Source organism: Streptomyces sp. NPDC056373 (assembly GCF_042262425.1).
Taxonomy (GTDB): domain Bacteria; phylum Actinomycetota; class Actinomycetes; order Streptomycetales; family Streptomycetaceae; genus Streptomyces.
On the sequence record NZ_JBHJPX010000006.1, the window covers coordinates 87,918 to 101,393 of the forward strand.

The following is a 13,476-nucleotide window of genomic DNA, read 5'->3' on the forward strand; positions in this document are numbered from 1 at the left end:
GGCCGGTGTCGCAGGTGCCGGCCTACTCGAAGCGCAGGTCGGCGATGGAGTCCAGGTCGATGCCGTACAGGCTGTAGACCTTGGTGGTGTTGATCGATGTGAGCCGGCCGTGGTCGATGCCCAGCGTGGTGGCAGCCGTCCACACCTGGGCTTCGTCGTCGGCCTCGATCTCCAGGTACGGCGGGATGCGGGGCCACTCGTCGATCTCCAGGCGGACGGCGCCGAGGGTGTACGAGGTGCGCCGGTTCTCCTGGTAGCCGCGCGGCGTCAGGCCGGTGAGCCGCAGCAGTGCGGCGGTCTCCTCGAAGCTGTCGACGGTCACCTCTGTCTCGTGGGTCCCGTCGACGGCGTCCGTGGTGATTTGCTTGACGCAGAGGGTGGTGTCGGTCCCGGTGTCGCGGAGCCGCACCCAGCGGCCGGGGACGGCCGGGATGGTGGGGTACACGTATCGCCGCATGAGCCTGGTGCCGACCGTGCAGGTGCCGCCGGCCTCGGTGATGAGCTGCGCGATCTTCGCCGGGTCGACGTCGAGGGCTTTAGCTTCGTACTCAATGCCTGCCATGTGGTCTCCGATCGCTGGTCGCTGCTGGTGTCCAACGACCGTGCAGCGTGAGGGGCCGCAGCCCGACAACGACCCCCACGGGGCCCGGGCTACAGGCGGGTACCGACGGCGATCGTTTCGTTCCCTGCCAGCAGCAGGATCGCCCGAAGGATGATCGGCAAGCGGCGGTCATCGAGATCCCGCACGGCGGCGAGGGTGGTGATGCCGATACCGAACATCGACAGGACCAGGCCGAAGAACGAAAGTTGCTGCTCGTCCAGGCCGAGGCCGTACTGACGTCCCGACAAGCCCTCGAAGCTCACCTTCGCGCCGCGTCCGGAGTCGACGATCAGGGCGCGCCGGACGGCCGGGAGCTCCAGGATGGTCCGCTCTTCGACCAGCGCCCGTACGGCCGCCTTGTCGCGTGGCGTCTTCGCCGTGCGCATCAGCTGCTCGCCGAGTAGCTGTAACTCCTTCTCCGGGTCGAGAGCTTCGGGTACGGCGGTCTCCGTCTCGGTGATGGTCATGCCGATGCCTCCGCTGGGCGTCGGTACCCGCCAGGGCCGAAGGCGGCGGCGAGTACGGCAGGGTCGGTGCGTTCGCCCGTTCGGTCCGGGCGCGTGAGCCAGAAGCGGCCGCACGCAGGCAAGGGCCATGACCGGAACGCTACGGAGGTCGGTTGCACCCCCGCGCAGCGATTGCGCGCGATTGCACACACGGCCCGGAGGCTTGCTCCTGGTTGCTCAAGTGAGGTCGAGACAGGCCCTCGCGCGGCCGATCAGGCGCCGCGCCGGCGCCCCGTGCTCGGCAGCCTCGGCGAGCCAGTCCCACGCCCGCTCGTACAGCTGGACGTCGTCATCACCGGTGAGCCACAGTTCCTCGCTGATGGTCTCGACGATGACGAGGCGCCGGTCGTAGATCCAGAACGCGTGAGGGGCGGTGCGGCGCAGTTGGGTGCCGAAGGGCAGGATGCCGAGTTCGATGCGGCGCTGCCCGACGAGGTTGTACAGCCGGTCGAGTTGCTCGGCCATCACGTCGACCGGGCACGAACGGTGGTACAGGGCGGCCTCGCAGACGAGAAACCGAAACCGCTTCTCGGGGTCGTACAACGCTTCCTGACGGCGCATACGCGTCTCGACGGCCGCTTCGGTGGTGGGCGGGATCCCGCGGAACTCGGCGTTACTGTCGAAGATGACCCGCGCGTACTCGGGGGTCTGGAACAGGCCCGGTATGCGGGAAACCTCGAGGCCCCGGATCAGCGTCGTGTTCTCGGTCTGCCGGACGGCGATCTCCTGCCGACCGCGGTGGCCGCCCGCGAGCTGCCGCCGCCACGAGCGGTGCCGCTGCTTCATGTCCAAGCCGGCGAGCAGGCCGTGCAGCTCGGGCTCGGCCTCCGGGCGGCCGACTGCGTTCGCCCAAGCGGTCAGATCGGCACGAGTCGGGGTCTGCTTGCCATTCTGCAGGCGGGATACCTTCGACGTCTGCCAGCCCAGCCTGCCGGCGATGGTCTTTCCCTCCAGGTCGGCCTCGGTGCGCAACTCTCGCAGCCGCGCGCCGAGGGCCTCCCGTGCGGTCTGAAAGTCGGTGGTCACACAGTCGAAGCTACCCGCTTCGCGAACTCGGCTGCAGGTACCGCGTGATGCCAGGCGGCGTCCCGGGCCTGGCAGGCTGCGAGCACCTCGACGGGGTCCTCGGTGACGTATACGCCGAGGGTGGTGTCGTCGTCGTCGAACGCGAACCGGGCCACGATCTTCGAGTCGAACAGCCAGAAGTCATGGTCCGGCAGCCGCAGGGCGTGGGCCTCGCTGCGCGGGAGGTGGCGGATGTCTTCCCCGGCATCGACGTTGCTGGGCGCGCGGGCCAGCAGGAACTGCTGCCCCTGGGTCAGAGGCTCGTCGACCAGGCGTACCCGCTCGAACCGCTTCCCGTTCTCCACCTGGGCGCGGACGTTCTGCCGCCACGCGTTGGCCGGCTCGGCGGCGACGCCCTTGCCCGCGAGCCACTTCGGCCAGAGCGGAGACTGGCGGTCGGAGGCGTAGCCGCAGCGGGTCTCCAGCCGGAACGCGGTGTGCCGGAACTCGCGGAACAGGTGCGAGATCGAGGCGAACGGCTGGAGCTCGGGCGCAGCGCTGCGGGGCGCGTATCGGGTCAGGAGGCTGCGGGGGACGCGGACGAACGTCTCGGACGGCTTGACGTCGCGCTACGAGGTGCTGGGGGTCGGTCTCTCGGACACCCTGCACGAGGATCTCGTCCGTGCCCTCGATCTCGTACAGGGTGGGGCAGTCACCGTCATCGCTGGTGGTGCCGATGAACCTGAGTGCCATGTCGCCTCCGAGGCCTGGTGGGTTGGATGCCCAGGATGCGGGGTCGTGGTGCGGCGGCGCTCCCGGATTGCGGCAGATTGCCGGCCGTGGGCGTCGGCTACGGATTGCTCGCAACTGCACGGCCGCGCCGACCGCTACTCGCCTACGTCATCGGGGACGAGTTCGTCGGGCTCCAGCGAGAAGAACAGCGCGCGGGCGTGGAGCCGTTCACTCTTCGCGGGTCAGCGCCGTCTCAGGTTCTCCTTCGACAGGGCAGTCGTCGTGCGAAGCAGTGCAACGCCTTTGTGAGCGAGAGCTGTTCCCCGCACCGCCGCAGCGGCCCCGCTCTTCACCCCACCCCCAGCACCACCGTCCCCGACGAGCAGAACCACCCGCCCGTCCCCGACGCCACCGCCAGCCGCGGCAGCGAACCGTCGCCCCGCCGCACCTGCCTCTCCCCGCATCCCCCGCGCAGCTGCCGCACCGCCTCCACCAGCAGGAACAGCCCCCGCATCCCGGGGTGCTGCGCCGAAAGGCCGCCCCCGTCGGTGTTCACCGGCAGCTCGCCGCCCTCCACCCGCAGCCGTCCCTTCTCCACGAACGCCCCGCCCTCGCCCTTGCCGCAGAAGCCGAGGTCCTCCAGCGTCACCAGCGTCATGTAGGTGAACGCGTCGTAGAGTTCGGCGAAGTCGATCTCCGACGGCCGCACCCCCGCCCGCTCGAACGCGAGCCGCCCGCTCACCGCCGCCGGCGACACCGTGAAGTCCGGCCACTCGGACATCGCCGCGTGCGAGACGGACTCCCCGTGTCCCAGCACCCACACCGGCGCCGTACGGCAGTCCCGTACGTACTCCTGCGCGACGAGCAGCACCGCCGCCCCGCCGTCGGAACGGACGCAGCAGTGCAGCTTGGTGAAGGGGTCGGCGATCATCGGCCCGGCCAGGACCTCCTCGACCGTGATCGGCGTGCGGAACATCGCCTCGGGGTTGAGGGCAGCGTTGGCCCGGGCCTGCACCGCCACCTCCGCCAGCTGCTCGATCGTCGTGCCGTACTCGATCATGTGGCGGCGGGCCGCCATGGCGTACTTGGCGATCAGGGTGTGGCCGTAGGGGACCTCGAACTGCATGGGGCCCCGGGTGCCGAAGGACAGGGTTCCGGTGCGGCGGCCGGCCCGGACGTCCGCGCGGGCCGTCGAGCCGTAGACGAGCAGCACCGCGCGGGCGTGCCCGGCAGCGATCGCGTCCGCCGCATGGGCCGCCATGACCTCCCAGGTGGAGCCGCCGACGGACGTGGAGTCGACCCAGGTGGGGCGCAGGCCCAGATACTCGGCGACCTCCACGGGCGCCAGGGTGCCGAGGCCCGCCGAGGCGAAGCCGTCGACCAGCGACCGGTCCAGGCCCGCGTCGGCCAGGGCGCGCCGGGCCGCCTGGGCGTGCAGGGCGTACGGGGTCGCGTCGTCCACACGGCCGCAGTCCGAGAGGGCCACACCGACGACGGCCGCTTTCCTCCGGGCCACCATGAATCTGACGGTACATCAGATACGGGTCTCGGCGGCAGGGCTCCGGGCTTCCCTGTTCCACTGCGCCGCCCTAATATGACGCACCGTCAGATGCGGAGAGAGGTGCGCCATGGACGCCCGCTTCACCGACGAACAGGACGAGATCCGCCGCACCCTGCGCGAACTGCTCGCCAAGCGGTGCGGTCCGGAGGAGCTGCGGGCCGCTGTCGACACCCCGGCCGGGCACGACCCCGCCCTGTGGGCCCTCCTCGCCGGGCAACTCGGCCTGCCCGCCCTGGCCCTCCCCGAGACCTACGGCGGTGCCGGCTGCACCCTGACCGAACTGGCCCTGGCCTGCGAGGAGACGGGCCGGTCCCTGGCCCCCACTCCGCTGCTGGCCACCGCCGTCCTCACAGCCCCGCTGCTGCTCGCCCTCGGCACCGGCGCCCAGCGCGCCGCGCTTGTGCCCCGCATCGCCTCCGGCGAACTCACCGCCGCCCTCGCCATACCGGGACCCGCCCTCGCCACCGCCCTCGGGCTCACCGGCCACGACCGGCACGGGCAGTGGGCCGGCGGGGGACGGGCCGGGGGCGTGCAGGCCCGGCGGGCCGAGGGCGGCTGGCAGCTGTTCGGGCAGGTCGACCAGGTCCTCGACGGGCACAGCGCCGAGCTGCTCGTCGTCGCCGCGCACACCGGGGGGTTCGCCCGCTCCAGGGTCCTGCTCTTCCTCGTGCGCGGGGACGCCACCGGCCTCACCCGCGTACGGCAGACCGCACTGGACCCGACCCGCCCGCAGGGGCGAATCCAACTGCGGGACGCGCCAGCTGAGTTGCTGGGTGGCGAGGACTCCGACGCCCTGCCCGCTCTCGCCGGGCGCGGCGACGCCGTCGCCGCCTGCCTCGCCGCCGAGGCGGTGGGGGCCGCCGCCCGGGTGCTGGAGCGGACCGTCGAGTACGTGGGGCAGCGCGAGCAGTTCGGGCGGCCGGTCGGCTCCTTCCAGGCGGTCAAGCACCGCCTGGCCGACGCGTACGTACAGGTCCAGGCGGCCCGCTCGGCGGCGTACTACGCGGCATGGGCGGCGGCCACCGAAGCCACCGCGACCACGAGCGCGGCCGCGACCGAAGCGACCGCGACCACGAGCGCGGCCGCGACCGAAGCGACCGCGACCACGAGCGCGGCCGCGACCGAAGCGACCGCCACCGCACCCCCGAGCGCGACCACCCCCGCAACCGCCCCCGACGACAGGGCCGGTGCTCTCGCCCTCGCCCAGGCGCTCGAAGCGCTCCGCCGGGCCGCCGCCGAGGGGATCCAGTTGCACGGCGGCATCGGGTTCACCTGGGAGCACGAGGCTCACCTGTACTTCAAGCGCGCCGCGGGCGACGATCTGCTGTTCGGGCCGGTGCACCGGCTGCGGGCCCACGCGGCCGACGCGGCACACGTCTTCGAGGAGGCCGGCACATGAGGGGCGCACGCGTGGTGCAGAAGGTGTCGTCGACCAGGGGTTTCGCGCGGGTGGCGCCGCACGTGGTGCCCGCCCTCGACCGGGCCGTGCACCGGCTCACCAAGGGCAAGGTGCTGCTCAGCGCGCACCTGCTCCCCGGTGTGGTGCTGACCTCGACCGGGGCGAGGAGCGGGCTGCCCCGTCGTACCCCCCTGGCCTGCATGCCGGAGGACGACGGGCGCCACTGGATCCTCGTCGGGTCCAACTTCGGACGGCCGGGACACCCCGCCTGGAGCCACAACCTCCTCGCGCATCCCGACGCGGAGATCAGCTGGAAGGGCCGGGACGTGCCGGTCACAGCCAGGCTGCTGGCGGGGCAGGAGCGGGCGGCGGCGTGGCAGGCGCTGCTGGCGTTCTGGCCGCCGTACGCGGCGTACCAGGCGCGGGTGGAGCGGGAGATCCGGGTGTTCCGGCTCGTACGGAGGTAGGGCGGCGGGCGAAAGCACGGCAGGCGGTGGCGGGCGAAAGCGCGACAGGCGGTGGTCCACCCGGGTGGACCACCGCCTGCCAGACAGGACTTGGTAGGTAAGAAGCCTTCGCGCCGCGCTACTTCGTCGGCTTCCGGCCGGTGACGCCGAGGTGCACCAACAGGGCGAGGTTCGGCTTCAGTTCGGCCTGCTTCACGCCCCAGGAGGAGAAGCCCTTCTGGTGGGAGGCGACGGCCGCGAGCATCGCGACCAGCGAACCGGCGACGGCCGCCGGGTTCACGTCCTTGTCGACCCGGCCCTTGGCCTGGAGCTCGGCGACGGCGTCCGCGAGGGAGTTGTTCACCGAGTTGAGGATCTTCATGCGGAGTTTGTAGAAGCGCTTGTCGCCCTCGGCGGCGCCGAGATCGACGACCCGGAGGATGGCGTCGTTCTTGCGCCAGAACTCCAGGAAACCGTCGACGAGTTCCTGGGCCGTCTGCCAGCCGGCCTTGCCGGCCCAGGAGCGGCCCTCCAGGAGTTCGGTCAACGCCGCGCCCTCGGTCGCCATTTGCTCGGCGATCTCCAGGACGGCGCCCTCGACGTCCGGGAAGTACTGGTAGAAGGTCGCGGGCGAAGTGCCCGCCTTCCGGGCGACATCGATGACCTTGACGTCCCGGTACGGGGAGGAGCTGAGCATCTCGCTGAGGCAGTCGAGCAGCTTCTGCCGGGTCGCCTGCCCACGCCGGCCGGCCACGCGGCCGTCGACGGTACGCACTTGTCCTGTCATGACGTCAGCTTACCGAGGCGGGATCGGGGCGCGATTCGGCCGACTGCAAATGGGGTGTAAGGGAGTGCGGGGGCTGGTGTGCCTGGTCTGCGGGGTGCGGCGGTCGCGGTTACGTTGTCGGCATGGCCGAAAACAGGGCATCGGTGTACGGAGAGGGCGTCCCTTGCTGGGTGGACGCGCAGCTCCCGGACGTCGAGGCGGGCAAGCGGTTCTACGGTGAACTTTTCGGATGGACCTTCGAGGACTGGTTCGGCTCCTTCGCGCAGGCGCTGAAGGACGGCGAACCGGTGGCCGCTCTGGTCCGCAAGGTGGACGGACGGCTGCCCACCGTCTGGACGGTGTACTTCGCGACCCCGGACGCACCGGCCCTGGCCCGGCGCGTCCGGGACGCGGGCGGTCAGGTCGTCTCGGCCCCGGTGCCGGCAGGCGAGCTGGGCGTCACCGCGCTCGTCACGGACCCCGAGGGCGCCGTCTTCGCCCTGTGGCAGCCGGAGGACCACCCCGGCTTCGGCAAGCGGCACGAGCCGGGCACCTTCGCCTGGGTCGAGCTGTACGCCCGGGACACCGAGGCGGCCAACGCCTTCTACGGCGATCTCTTCCGCCAGGCCCTGTTCGGGCCGGGGGCGGAGCCCGACTTCGGCCGGGCCCCCGTCACGGACGTGTTCTCCGAGCGGATGCCGCCCCACTTCCTCGTCCACTTCGCCGTCGAGGACGTACCGGCCGCTCTGGAGGACGTGCGGCGGCTCGGCGGCCGGGTCCAGGCCCCGCCTTTCGAGACCTCGTACGGAGAGGTCGCCGTCGTCACGGACAATCAGGGGGCCTCGTTCGCGCTGCTGCACCGCTGAACAGGCATTGTTTGGTCATCATTCGATCACTTCCATGCCGAGACATCCCAATTGTCACCGGGTTCGCCACCGGGGCTCCGGCCAGGAAGAATCAGGGTGCGTGCCGCCATGGCGGTGCGGTGGTGAGACGCTGCACGAAGGTCGCGTGGAACATGTGGCTTGGCGCGGCTCGTACGGGGAGGTGGCAGGCAGAGTGGTGGATCAGCTGACACAGCACGATCCGCGGCGGATCGGGCCGTTCGAGGTGCTGGGGCGGCTGGGTGCCGGCGGCATGGGGCTGGTCTATCTCGCGCGTTCGGCGTCCGGCCGGCGCGTGGCGATCAAGACCGTCCGCACGGAGCTCGCCGAGGACCAGCTGTTCCGGGTCCGCTTCACGCGTGAGGTGGAGGCGGCCCGCGCCGTCTCCGGCTTCTACACGGCCGCGGTCGTGGACGCCGACCCGCGCGCCGCCGTGCCGTGGCTGGCCACCGCGTACGTTCCCGCGCCCTCCCTCGAGGAGATAGTGAACGACTGCGGCCCGATGCCGGCCCAGGCGGTGCGCTGGCTGGCGGCGGGCGTGGCCGAGGCGCTCCAGTCCATCCACGGCGCGGGCCTGGTGCACCGCGACCTCAAGCCGTCGAACGTCCTCGTCGTGGAGGACGGCCCCCGGGTGATCGACTTCGGGATCGCGTCGGGTGTGTCGAACACGCGTTTGACGATGACGAACGTCGCCGTCGGCACTCCCGCCTACATGTCCCCCGAGCAGGCCAAGGACTCCCGCAGCGTCACCGGCGCCAGCGACGTCTTCTCCCTGGGCTCGATGCTGGTCTTCGCCGCCACCGGGCACCCGCCCTTCCACGGCGCCAACCCGGTCGAGACGGTCTTCATGCTGCTGCGCGAGGGACCGGACCTGGAGGGACTCCCGGACGAGCTGCGTCCGCTCATCGAGTCCTGCATGCAGATGGACCCCACGGCCCGCCCCAACCCGGCCGACCTCCAGGCCCAGCTCGCCCCGCACCTCTTCGGCTCCGGCTCCGACGACAGCGGCACGGCCTCCGCGTGGCTGCCCGAGCGGGCCGTGGGCCTGATCGAGTCCCGCCGCAACGGCCGCCCGGCCGGCAAGCCCGCCCAAGGCGCCGGCCGCAGCGGCGGCGGACGCCCCGGCCCCGCTCCGGGACCCGCGCCCGTCCCGCCCCCGCCCGCGCACGACCCCGTCGTCCCGGCGCCCGTGCCCGCCGGGTCCGTGGCGACCCCGGTCGGCGGCCCCGACACCGGCCCCGTCCGGCTGGCCGGCGCGCAGGTGCCCATCGGCCCGGGCCCGCGGGTCGCCGACGTGCGCGCCGCCGCCGTCAAGGCTCCCCCTCCCGAGGCAGCCCTGGCCGCTTCCTGGTCCAAGCCCCGCCCGGGCGTCAACGGCACCGGCCCCGCCGTGGGGCCGGCCGTCGCCGCACCCCCGGTCCCGGCCGCGCCGCCGGAGCAGGCCGGCGGCTGGCGGCCCTGGCGCTTCCGCATGTCCAACGACGTCTGGGGCACCCCCGCGGTCGCCGACGACCTGGTGTACGTCACCTCCTTCGAGGTGCACGCCCTGGACGTCGCCACCGGCCGCCGCCGCTTCAAGACCCGGGACGTCGCCTGGTCCATGGCGGTCGCCGAGGGCAGGATCCACGCCTCCGACGGGCCCACCCTCTTCGCGCTCGACGCCCGTGAGGGCGCCGACCTGTGGCGCCTGCAGACCGACGCGTGGGTCTACACGCTCCAGGCCGGCCGCGGCACCGTCGTCACCGGCACCCGCGGCGGCGGTGTCCAGGGCTGGGAGGCCTCCGGCGGCCAGAAGCTCTGGGAGATCACCGGCTGCCAGACCGACTTCGAGTCCCCCGAGGCCGGACCGGTCCTGCACGACGGCACGGTCTACGTGTGGCAGGACGCCCGGCTGCGCGCCCTGGACGCCCGCACCGGCGAGGAGCGCTGGTCGTACCCGGTCGGCGACGCGGCCTCCTGCGGCGGCGTCCCCCTCCGGCTCACTCAGGCCACCGACGGCTACGTCTACGTCTGCGCCGGCACCCGAGTCCTCGCCCTGGACGTGGCGGCCGGGCACGTGAAGTGGCACTTCGAGGCCCCGGCCGTGTTCCTCTGCCCGCCCACCTTCGTGCCCGGCCCGGCCGTCACCGGCGGCGGCATCTACCTCGCCGACTACCTCGGCACGGTCTACGCCCTCGACGCCACCGACGGCCGCGACCGCTGGCGCATCGCCACCGAGTCCCGCACCTGCGTCGACCCCGTCCTGGTCGCCGCCGGCCATGTCCACGTGGGCAGCGGCAAGGGCCTCTACACCCTCGACGCGGTCACCGGCACGCCCAAGTGGCGCTTCCAGGCGGGCGGCGACATCGTGGGCGCCCCCTCGGTAGCCGAGGGCCGGATCCACTTCGGCTCCACCGACCACCTGCTCTACACCCTGAAGGCCGACGACGGCCGGCTCCGCTGGAAGCTCGCCACCGGCGGCGAGATCACCGGCTCCCCCGTCGTCCGGGACGGGGTGGTGTACGCGTGCAGCAAGGACCGCTGCGTGTACGCACTGGACGCGGAGAAGGGCACGGGCACCGCACGCACCGCCTGACGGACCACCCGGGAGAGCCGTGGCACCGCCCGGCCGGCCCGGGACGGCCGTCGCACCGGCGTACGGAAGGGGCTCCGGACGGCGGCCGTCGCTCGGTGGGGAGCGTCCGTCCCGCTTCCCCCCACGACGCTACGCCGGGCACGCCGCGGTCGCCATGCGGTGACATGACCGTGACAGACGATCACTAGGCTCTCGGGCATGCAGACACGGGGGCGCAGGCTCAGGTTCACGGCGGTGCTGGTCCTGGTGGTGCTGGCACTGACCGGTTTCTCCACCGGCCGGGGCCGCGGCGGCAGCCACGGCCACCGCGGCGGTGGAGGCGGCGGCGGGTGCAGCAGCTCCAGCCAGGACCACGACAGTTCGAGGTCGTCCACCTCCAGCGGCGGCGCCTACGGTTCCGACGGCGACGACGACTACAGCGGCAGCTCGGGCAGCACCGGTGGCAGCTCCTACACCCGCAGGCCGGACTACGGCTCCACGCCGACGTCGTCCTCCGGCTCCGGCAGCCGCAAGGCCCTGAAGGACGGCACCGCGAGGCTGCTGCGCTGCGCGACCCCGGCGGCCCCCTACGCGACCGTCGAGGTCAAGAACCCCAACGGCCGCACGGCGGACTTCTCCGTCTCGGTGACCTTCGAGGACGACCGGGGCATCACCGTCGTCAGCCGCTACGGCGACGTCACGGTCCCCGCGAACGGCACGGCCACCGTCGACGTCCGGGTGGGCGGCGGTGCGGGCCTGGTGGACTCGGTCGACCACTGCGAGGTCGACCGCCAGGCCCTCGTCGACGACTGACGCGGCCCCGGGCGGCGGGACGTCAGCCCCGCAGCTCCGTCAGGAACTCGATCAGCGCCTCGTTCACCTCGGTGGGCCGCTCCTGCTGCGTCCAGTGGCCGCAGCCCGGCAGCACGAGCGGCTTGCGGCGCAGGTTCGGCATCAGATCAGGCAGCCGCTCGATCAGCTCGGGCGTGCCCGGGAAGGCCGGTACCAGGTCCCGGTCGCCGTACATGTACAGCGCGGGCGGGGCCACCACCGCGTCCTGCCAGGGCGCGGTCAGTTCCCAGTTGCGGTCCAGGTTGCGGTACCAGTTGAGCGCGCCGGTGAAGCCCGGCTCGAAGCTCTCGGTGAGCACGTCGAGGTCGCCCTCGGTGAGCCACGCGGGCAGCACCTCGGGGTTCGGCGCGTCCGCGAGCCAGCCGCGCTCCGGGTCGACGAGGGCCTGCTCGGGCCGCCCGGCGCCCGGCGCGTCACCGGAGGTGGCGTACAGCAGCTTGCGCAGCGCCGTGCGGGTGTCGGCGCCGAGCTCGGCCTCGGCGGCCCCGGGCCGGTTGAAGTAGTTCCAGTAGAAGCGCCCCTCGAACCGCTCCTGCATGGCCTGGAGCGGGGGCCGGCTGCCGCGGAACGGCGGCGGCACGCTCAGCCCGGCCACCCCGCGCACCACGTCCGGCCGCAGCAGGGCGGTGTGCCAGGCCACCGGGGCGCCCCAGTCGTGCCCGACGACGAACGCCCGCTCCTCGCCCAGCGCGTGGATCAGCCCGACCACGTCCCCCACCAGGTGCAGGATGCTGTACGCGGCCACGTCCTCGGGGCGGTCGCTGCCGCCGTACCCCCGCTGGTCGGGCGCGACCACCCGGAACCCGGCCTCGGCCAGCGGACCGAACTGGTGCCGCCAGGAGTGCCAGGACTCCGGGAAACCGTGCAGCAGCACCACGAGCGGACCCTCGCCCTGCTCCGCGATGTGCAGTTGTATGCCATTGACGTCGATCATCCGATGCTCAACCACGCCCCGAGCATACGCGTGTAGGAGGAAATGATTCCCTACCGCAACCGGTACTCCCGTGACCGCCCCGCGAACAGCCGGGCCTGCCGCTCGCCCGCCGCGTTCCCGAGTGCGATGAGGTGCGGTGCCTGCGCGAGCCCCTGCGTCCGGCCGGCCTCGCTCGCGGCCCACAGGGCGCGCACGGTCCCCTGCACGGCCTCGGCCGGATACCCCGCGAGGACGGCGGCGCAGGCGGTCGCCGCCCCCAGCGCCTCTCCCCGCGCGACGAGTTCCGACACCAGCCCGGTCTCGTACGCCCGCCGGGCCGAGATCCGCTCCGCCGCCCCCATCAACGCCATCCGCGCGACCTCCCCGTACGGCATGCGCTGCGCCATGAGCACCGACTCGTAGGCACTGACCATGCCGTAGGTGGTGTGCGGGTCGAAGAAGGAGGCCGTGGTGTCGGCGACGACGAACTCCGCCTCGCCGAGCAGGTAGAAGGCCCCTCCGCAGGCCATGCCGTGGACGGCGGCGACGACCGGTTTCCACAGGTCGTTCGCCTTCGGCCCGATGCCGAGCAGTGGATCGTCCTGCGCGTAGGGCGAGCTGGGCTGCGGGACGACGGCGTCCCGGTCGATGCCGGTGCAGAAGGCACGCTCCCCGGCCCCGGTGAGGACGATCGCCCGCACGGCGTCGTCGAACCGCAACTCGTCCCAGGTGGCGGCCAGTTCGTCGGCCATGGCGAGGTCGATGGCGTTGAGCCGCCCGGGCCGGTTCAGCGTCACGACGGCGACCCCGCTGTCCCGGTCGGCCTCCAGGAGCACACTGCTCATGACCGCTCCGGGACCCACTGGGGGAGGCCCTCGTGGAAGACCACCCGCACCCGCGCCCCGATGCGCAGGTTCTCCGGAGGAAAGGCGCCGAGGGGCTGTCCGGCGCCGGGGACCAGGTTGCCCACCAGCCGGATGCGGGGTGCCTCGTCCAGCTCGACGACGACCACGTTGTACGGCGCCTGCGCGGCGTAGTCGGGCAGCAGCGGTGGATGGGCGACGACGTACGACCAGACCCGGCCCCGGCCGGACACCGGCCGCCACTCGCTCCCGAAGGACTGGCAGTGCGGGCAGCAGGGCCGGGGCGGGAAGCGGAACTCGCCGCACGCGGCGCAGGCCTGGACGCGCAGTTCGCCCTGTGCGGCGTACTCCCAGAAGGGGGCGCCGTCGGTGTCGGGGACGGGACGCAGCATCG

Annotated in this window: 13 protein-coding genes and 1 pseudogene; 5 read left to right on the forward strand and 9 right to left on the reverse strand. The window is 72.7% G+C overall.

The features are described from left to right. Positions 1-22: 22 nt before the first annotated feature. The 5 genes and pseudogenes from ACFCXS_RS14005 to ACFCXS_RS14025 form a co-directional block, all read right to left on the reverse strand. The gene (locus ACFCXS_RS14005) at positions 23-562 is read right to left on the reverse strand and encodes a CYTH domain-containing protein (RefSeq protein ID WP_376643490.1); all 540 of its coding nucleotides are present in this window, start codon (positions 560-562) and stop codon (positions 23-25) included. An 89-nt stretch (positions 563-651) separates the two neighbouring features. After that, positions 652-1,068: a hypothetical protein gene (locus ACFCXS_RS14010; protein ID WP_376643491.1), complete on the reverse strand. Its 417-nt coding sequence runs from the start codon at positions 1,066-1,068 to the stop codon at positions 652-654. Between the two features lie 216 nt (positions 1,069-1,284). After that, the gene (locus tag ACFCXS_RS14015; RefSeq protein ID WP_376643492.1) at positions 1,285-2,133 is read right to left on the reverse strand and encodes a helix-turn-helix domain-containing protein; all 849 of its coding nucleotides are present in this window, start codon (positions 2,131-2,133) and stop codon (positions 1,285-1,287) included. Continuing rightward, a pseudogene (locus ACFCXS_RS14020) lies at positions 2,130-2,865 on the reverse strand (DUF6879 family protein). Before ACFCXS_RS14020 ends, ACFCXS_RS14015 begins: the two are co-directional and overlap by 4 nt. A 328-nt stretch (positions 2,866-3,193) precedes the next feature. Continuing rightward, on the reverse strand, positions 3,194-4,363 hold the full coding sequence (locus ACFCXS_RS14025; protein ID WP_376643493.1) for an acetyl-CoA acetyltransferase: 1,170 nt from the start codon (positions 4,361-4,363) through the stop codon (positions 3,194-3,196). A 109-nt stretch (positions 4,364-4,472) separates the two neighbouring features. Between ACFCXS_RS14025 and ACFCXS_RS14030 the strand changes: the two genes are divergently transcribed. Both ACFCXS_RS14030 and ACFCXS_RS14035 read left to right on the forward strand, forming a co-directional pair. Further along, the gene (locus ACFCXS_RS14030) at positions 4,473-5,804 is read left to right on the forward strand and encodes an acyl-CoA dehydrogenase family protein (RefSeq protein WP_376643494.1); all 1,332 of its coding nucleotides are present in this window, start codon (positions 4,473-4,475) and stop codon (positions 5,802-5,804) included. Beyond that, positions 5,801-6,271 (forward strand): nitroreductase family deazaflavin-dependent oxidoreductase, encoded by a 471-nt coding sequence (locus ACFCXS_RS14035; RefSeq protein WP_376643495.1) that lies wholly within the window; start codon positions 5,801-5,803, stop codon positions 6,269-6,271. Before ACFCXS_RS14030 ends, ACFCXS_RS14035 begins: the two co-directional genes overlap by 4 nt. Before the next feature lie 118 nt (positions 6,272-6,389). Here ACFCXS_RS14035 and ACFCXS_RS14040 read toward each other — a convergent pair whose 3' ends face one another. Beyond that, positions 6,390-7,037, reverse strand: a complete 648-nt coding sequence (locus ACFCXS_RS14040) for a TetR family transcriptional regulator (RefSeq protein WP_167345935.1) — start codon at positions 7,035-7,037, stop codon at positions 6,390-6,392. Between the two features lie 122 nt (positions 7,038-7,159). Here ACFCXS_RS14040 and ACFCXS_RS14045 point away from each other — a divergent pair, with 122 nt between their 5' ends. The 3 genes from ACFCXS_RS14045 (at position 7,160) to ACFCXS_RS14055 (ending at position 11,267) form a co-directional block, all read left to right on the forward strand. Further along, positions 7,160-7,882, forward strand: a complete 723-nt coding sequence (locus ACFCXS_RS14045) for a VOC family protein (protein WP_376643496.1) — start codon at positions 7,160-7,162, stop codon at positions 7,880-7,882. A 193-nt stretch (positions 7,883-8,075) separates the two neighbouring features. Beyond that, positions 8,076-10,475 (forward strand): PQQ-binding-like beta-propeller repeat protein, encoded by a 2,400-nt coding sequence (locus ACFCXS_RS14050; protein ID WP_376643497.1) that lies wholly within the window; start codon positions 8,076-8,078, stop codon positions 10,473-10,475. A 198-nt stretch (positions 10,476-10,673) separates the two neighbouring features. Then, entirely contained in the window at positions 10,674-11,267 is a 594-nt protein-coding gene (locus tag ACFCXS_RS14055; protein ID WP_376643498.1) for a hypothetical protein, read from the forward strand. A 22-nt stretch (positions 11,268-11,289) separates the two neighbouring features. Here ACFCXS_RS14055 and ACFCXS_RS14060 read toward each other — a convergent pair whose 3' ends face one another. From ACFCXS_RS14060 to ACFCXS_RS14070, 3 genes are read right to left on the reverse strand one after another with little or no spacing between them, the layout of a single operon-like run. Continuing rightward, entirely contained in the window at positions 11,290-12,240 is a 951-nt protein-coding gene (locus ACFCXS_RS14060; protein ID WP_376643832.1) for an alpha/beta fold hydrolase, read from the reverse strand. Positions 12,241-12,290: 50 nt separating this feature from the next. Continuing rightward, a complete protein-coding gene (locus ACFCXS_RS14065; RefSeq protein WP_376643499.1) occupies positions 12,291-13,064 on the reverse strand; it encodes an enoyl-CoA hydratase/isomerase family protein in 774 nt (257 codons plus the stop codon). Beyond that, positions 13,061-13,474 carry a Zn-ribbon domain-containing OB-fold protein gene (locus ACFCXS_RS14070; protein ID WP_376643500.1) on the reverse strand — a complete coding sequence of 138 codons (414 nt, stop codon included), beginning with the start codon at positions 13,472-13,474 and terminating at the stop codon, positions 13,061-13,063. The genes ACFCXS_RS14065 and ACFCXS_RS14070 overlap by 4 nt, the downstream gene beginning before the upstream one ends. Between the last annotated feature and the right edge of the window lie 2 nt (positions 13,475-13,476).

Coding starts and splice junctions, on each gene's coding strand:
- ACFCXS_RS14055 (WP_376643498.1), top strand. CDS start 10,674: ATGCAGACACGGGGGCGCAGGCTCAGGTTCACGGCGGTGCTGGTCCTG.
- ACFCXS_RS14035 (WP_376643495.1), top strand. CDS start 5,801: ATGAGGGGCGCACGCGTGGTGCAGAAGGTGTCGTCGACCAGGGGTTTC.
- ACFCXS_RS14030 (WP_376643494.1), top strand. CDS start 4,473: ATGGACGCCCGCTTCACCGACGAACAGGACGAGATCCGCCGCACCCTG.
- ACFCXS_RS14040 (WP_167345935.1), bottom strand. CDS start 7,037: ATGACAGGACAAGTGCGTACCGTCGACGGCCGCGTGGCCGGCCGGCGT.
- ACFCXS_RS14065 (WP_376643499.1), bottom strand. CDS start 13,064: ATGAGCAGTGTGCTCCTGGAGGCCGACCGGGACAGCGGGGTCGCCGTC.
- ACFCXS_RS14045 (WP_376643496.1), top strand. CDS start 7,160: ATGGCCGAAAACAGGGCATCGGTGTACGGAGAGGGCGTCCCTTGCTGG.
- ACFCXS_RS14060 (WP_376643832.1), bottom strand. CDS start 12,240: ATGATCGACGTCAATGGCATACAACTGCACATCGCGGAGCAGGGCGAG.
- ACFCXS_RS14025 (WP_376643493.1), bottom strand. CDS start 4,363: ATGGTGGCCCGGAGGAAAGCGGCCGTCGTCGGTGTGGCCCTCTCGGAC.
- ACFCXS_RS14010 (WP_376643491.1), bottom strand. CDS start 1,068: ATGACCATCACCGAGACGGAGACCGCCGTACCCGAAGCTCTCGACCCG.
- ACFCXS_RS14005 (WP_376643490.1), bottom strand. CDS start 562: ATGGCAGGCATTGAGTACGAAGCTAAAGCCCTCGACGTCGACCCGGCG.
- ACFCXS_RS14070 (WP_376643500.1), bottom strand. CDS start 13,474: ATGCTGCGTCCCGTCCCCGACACCGACGGCGCCCCCTTCTGGGAGTAC.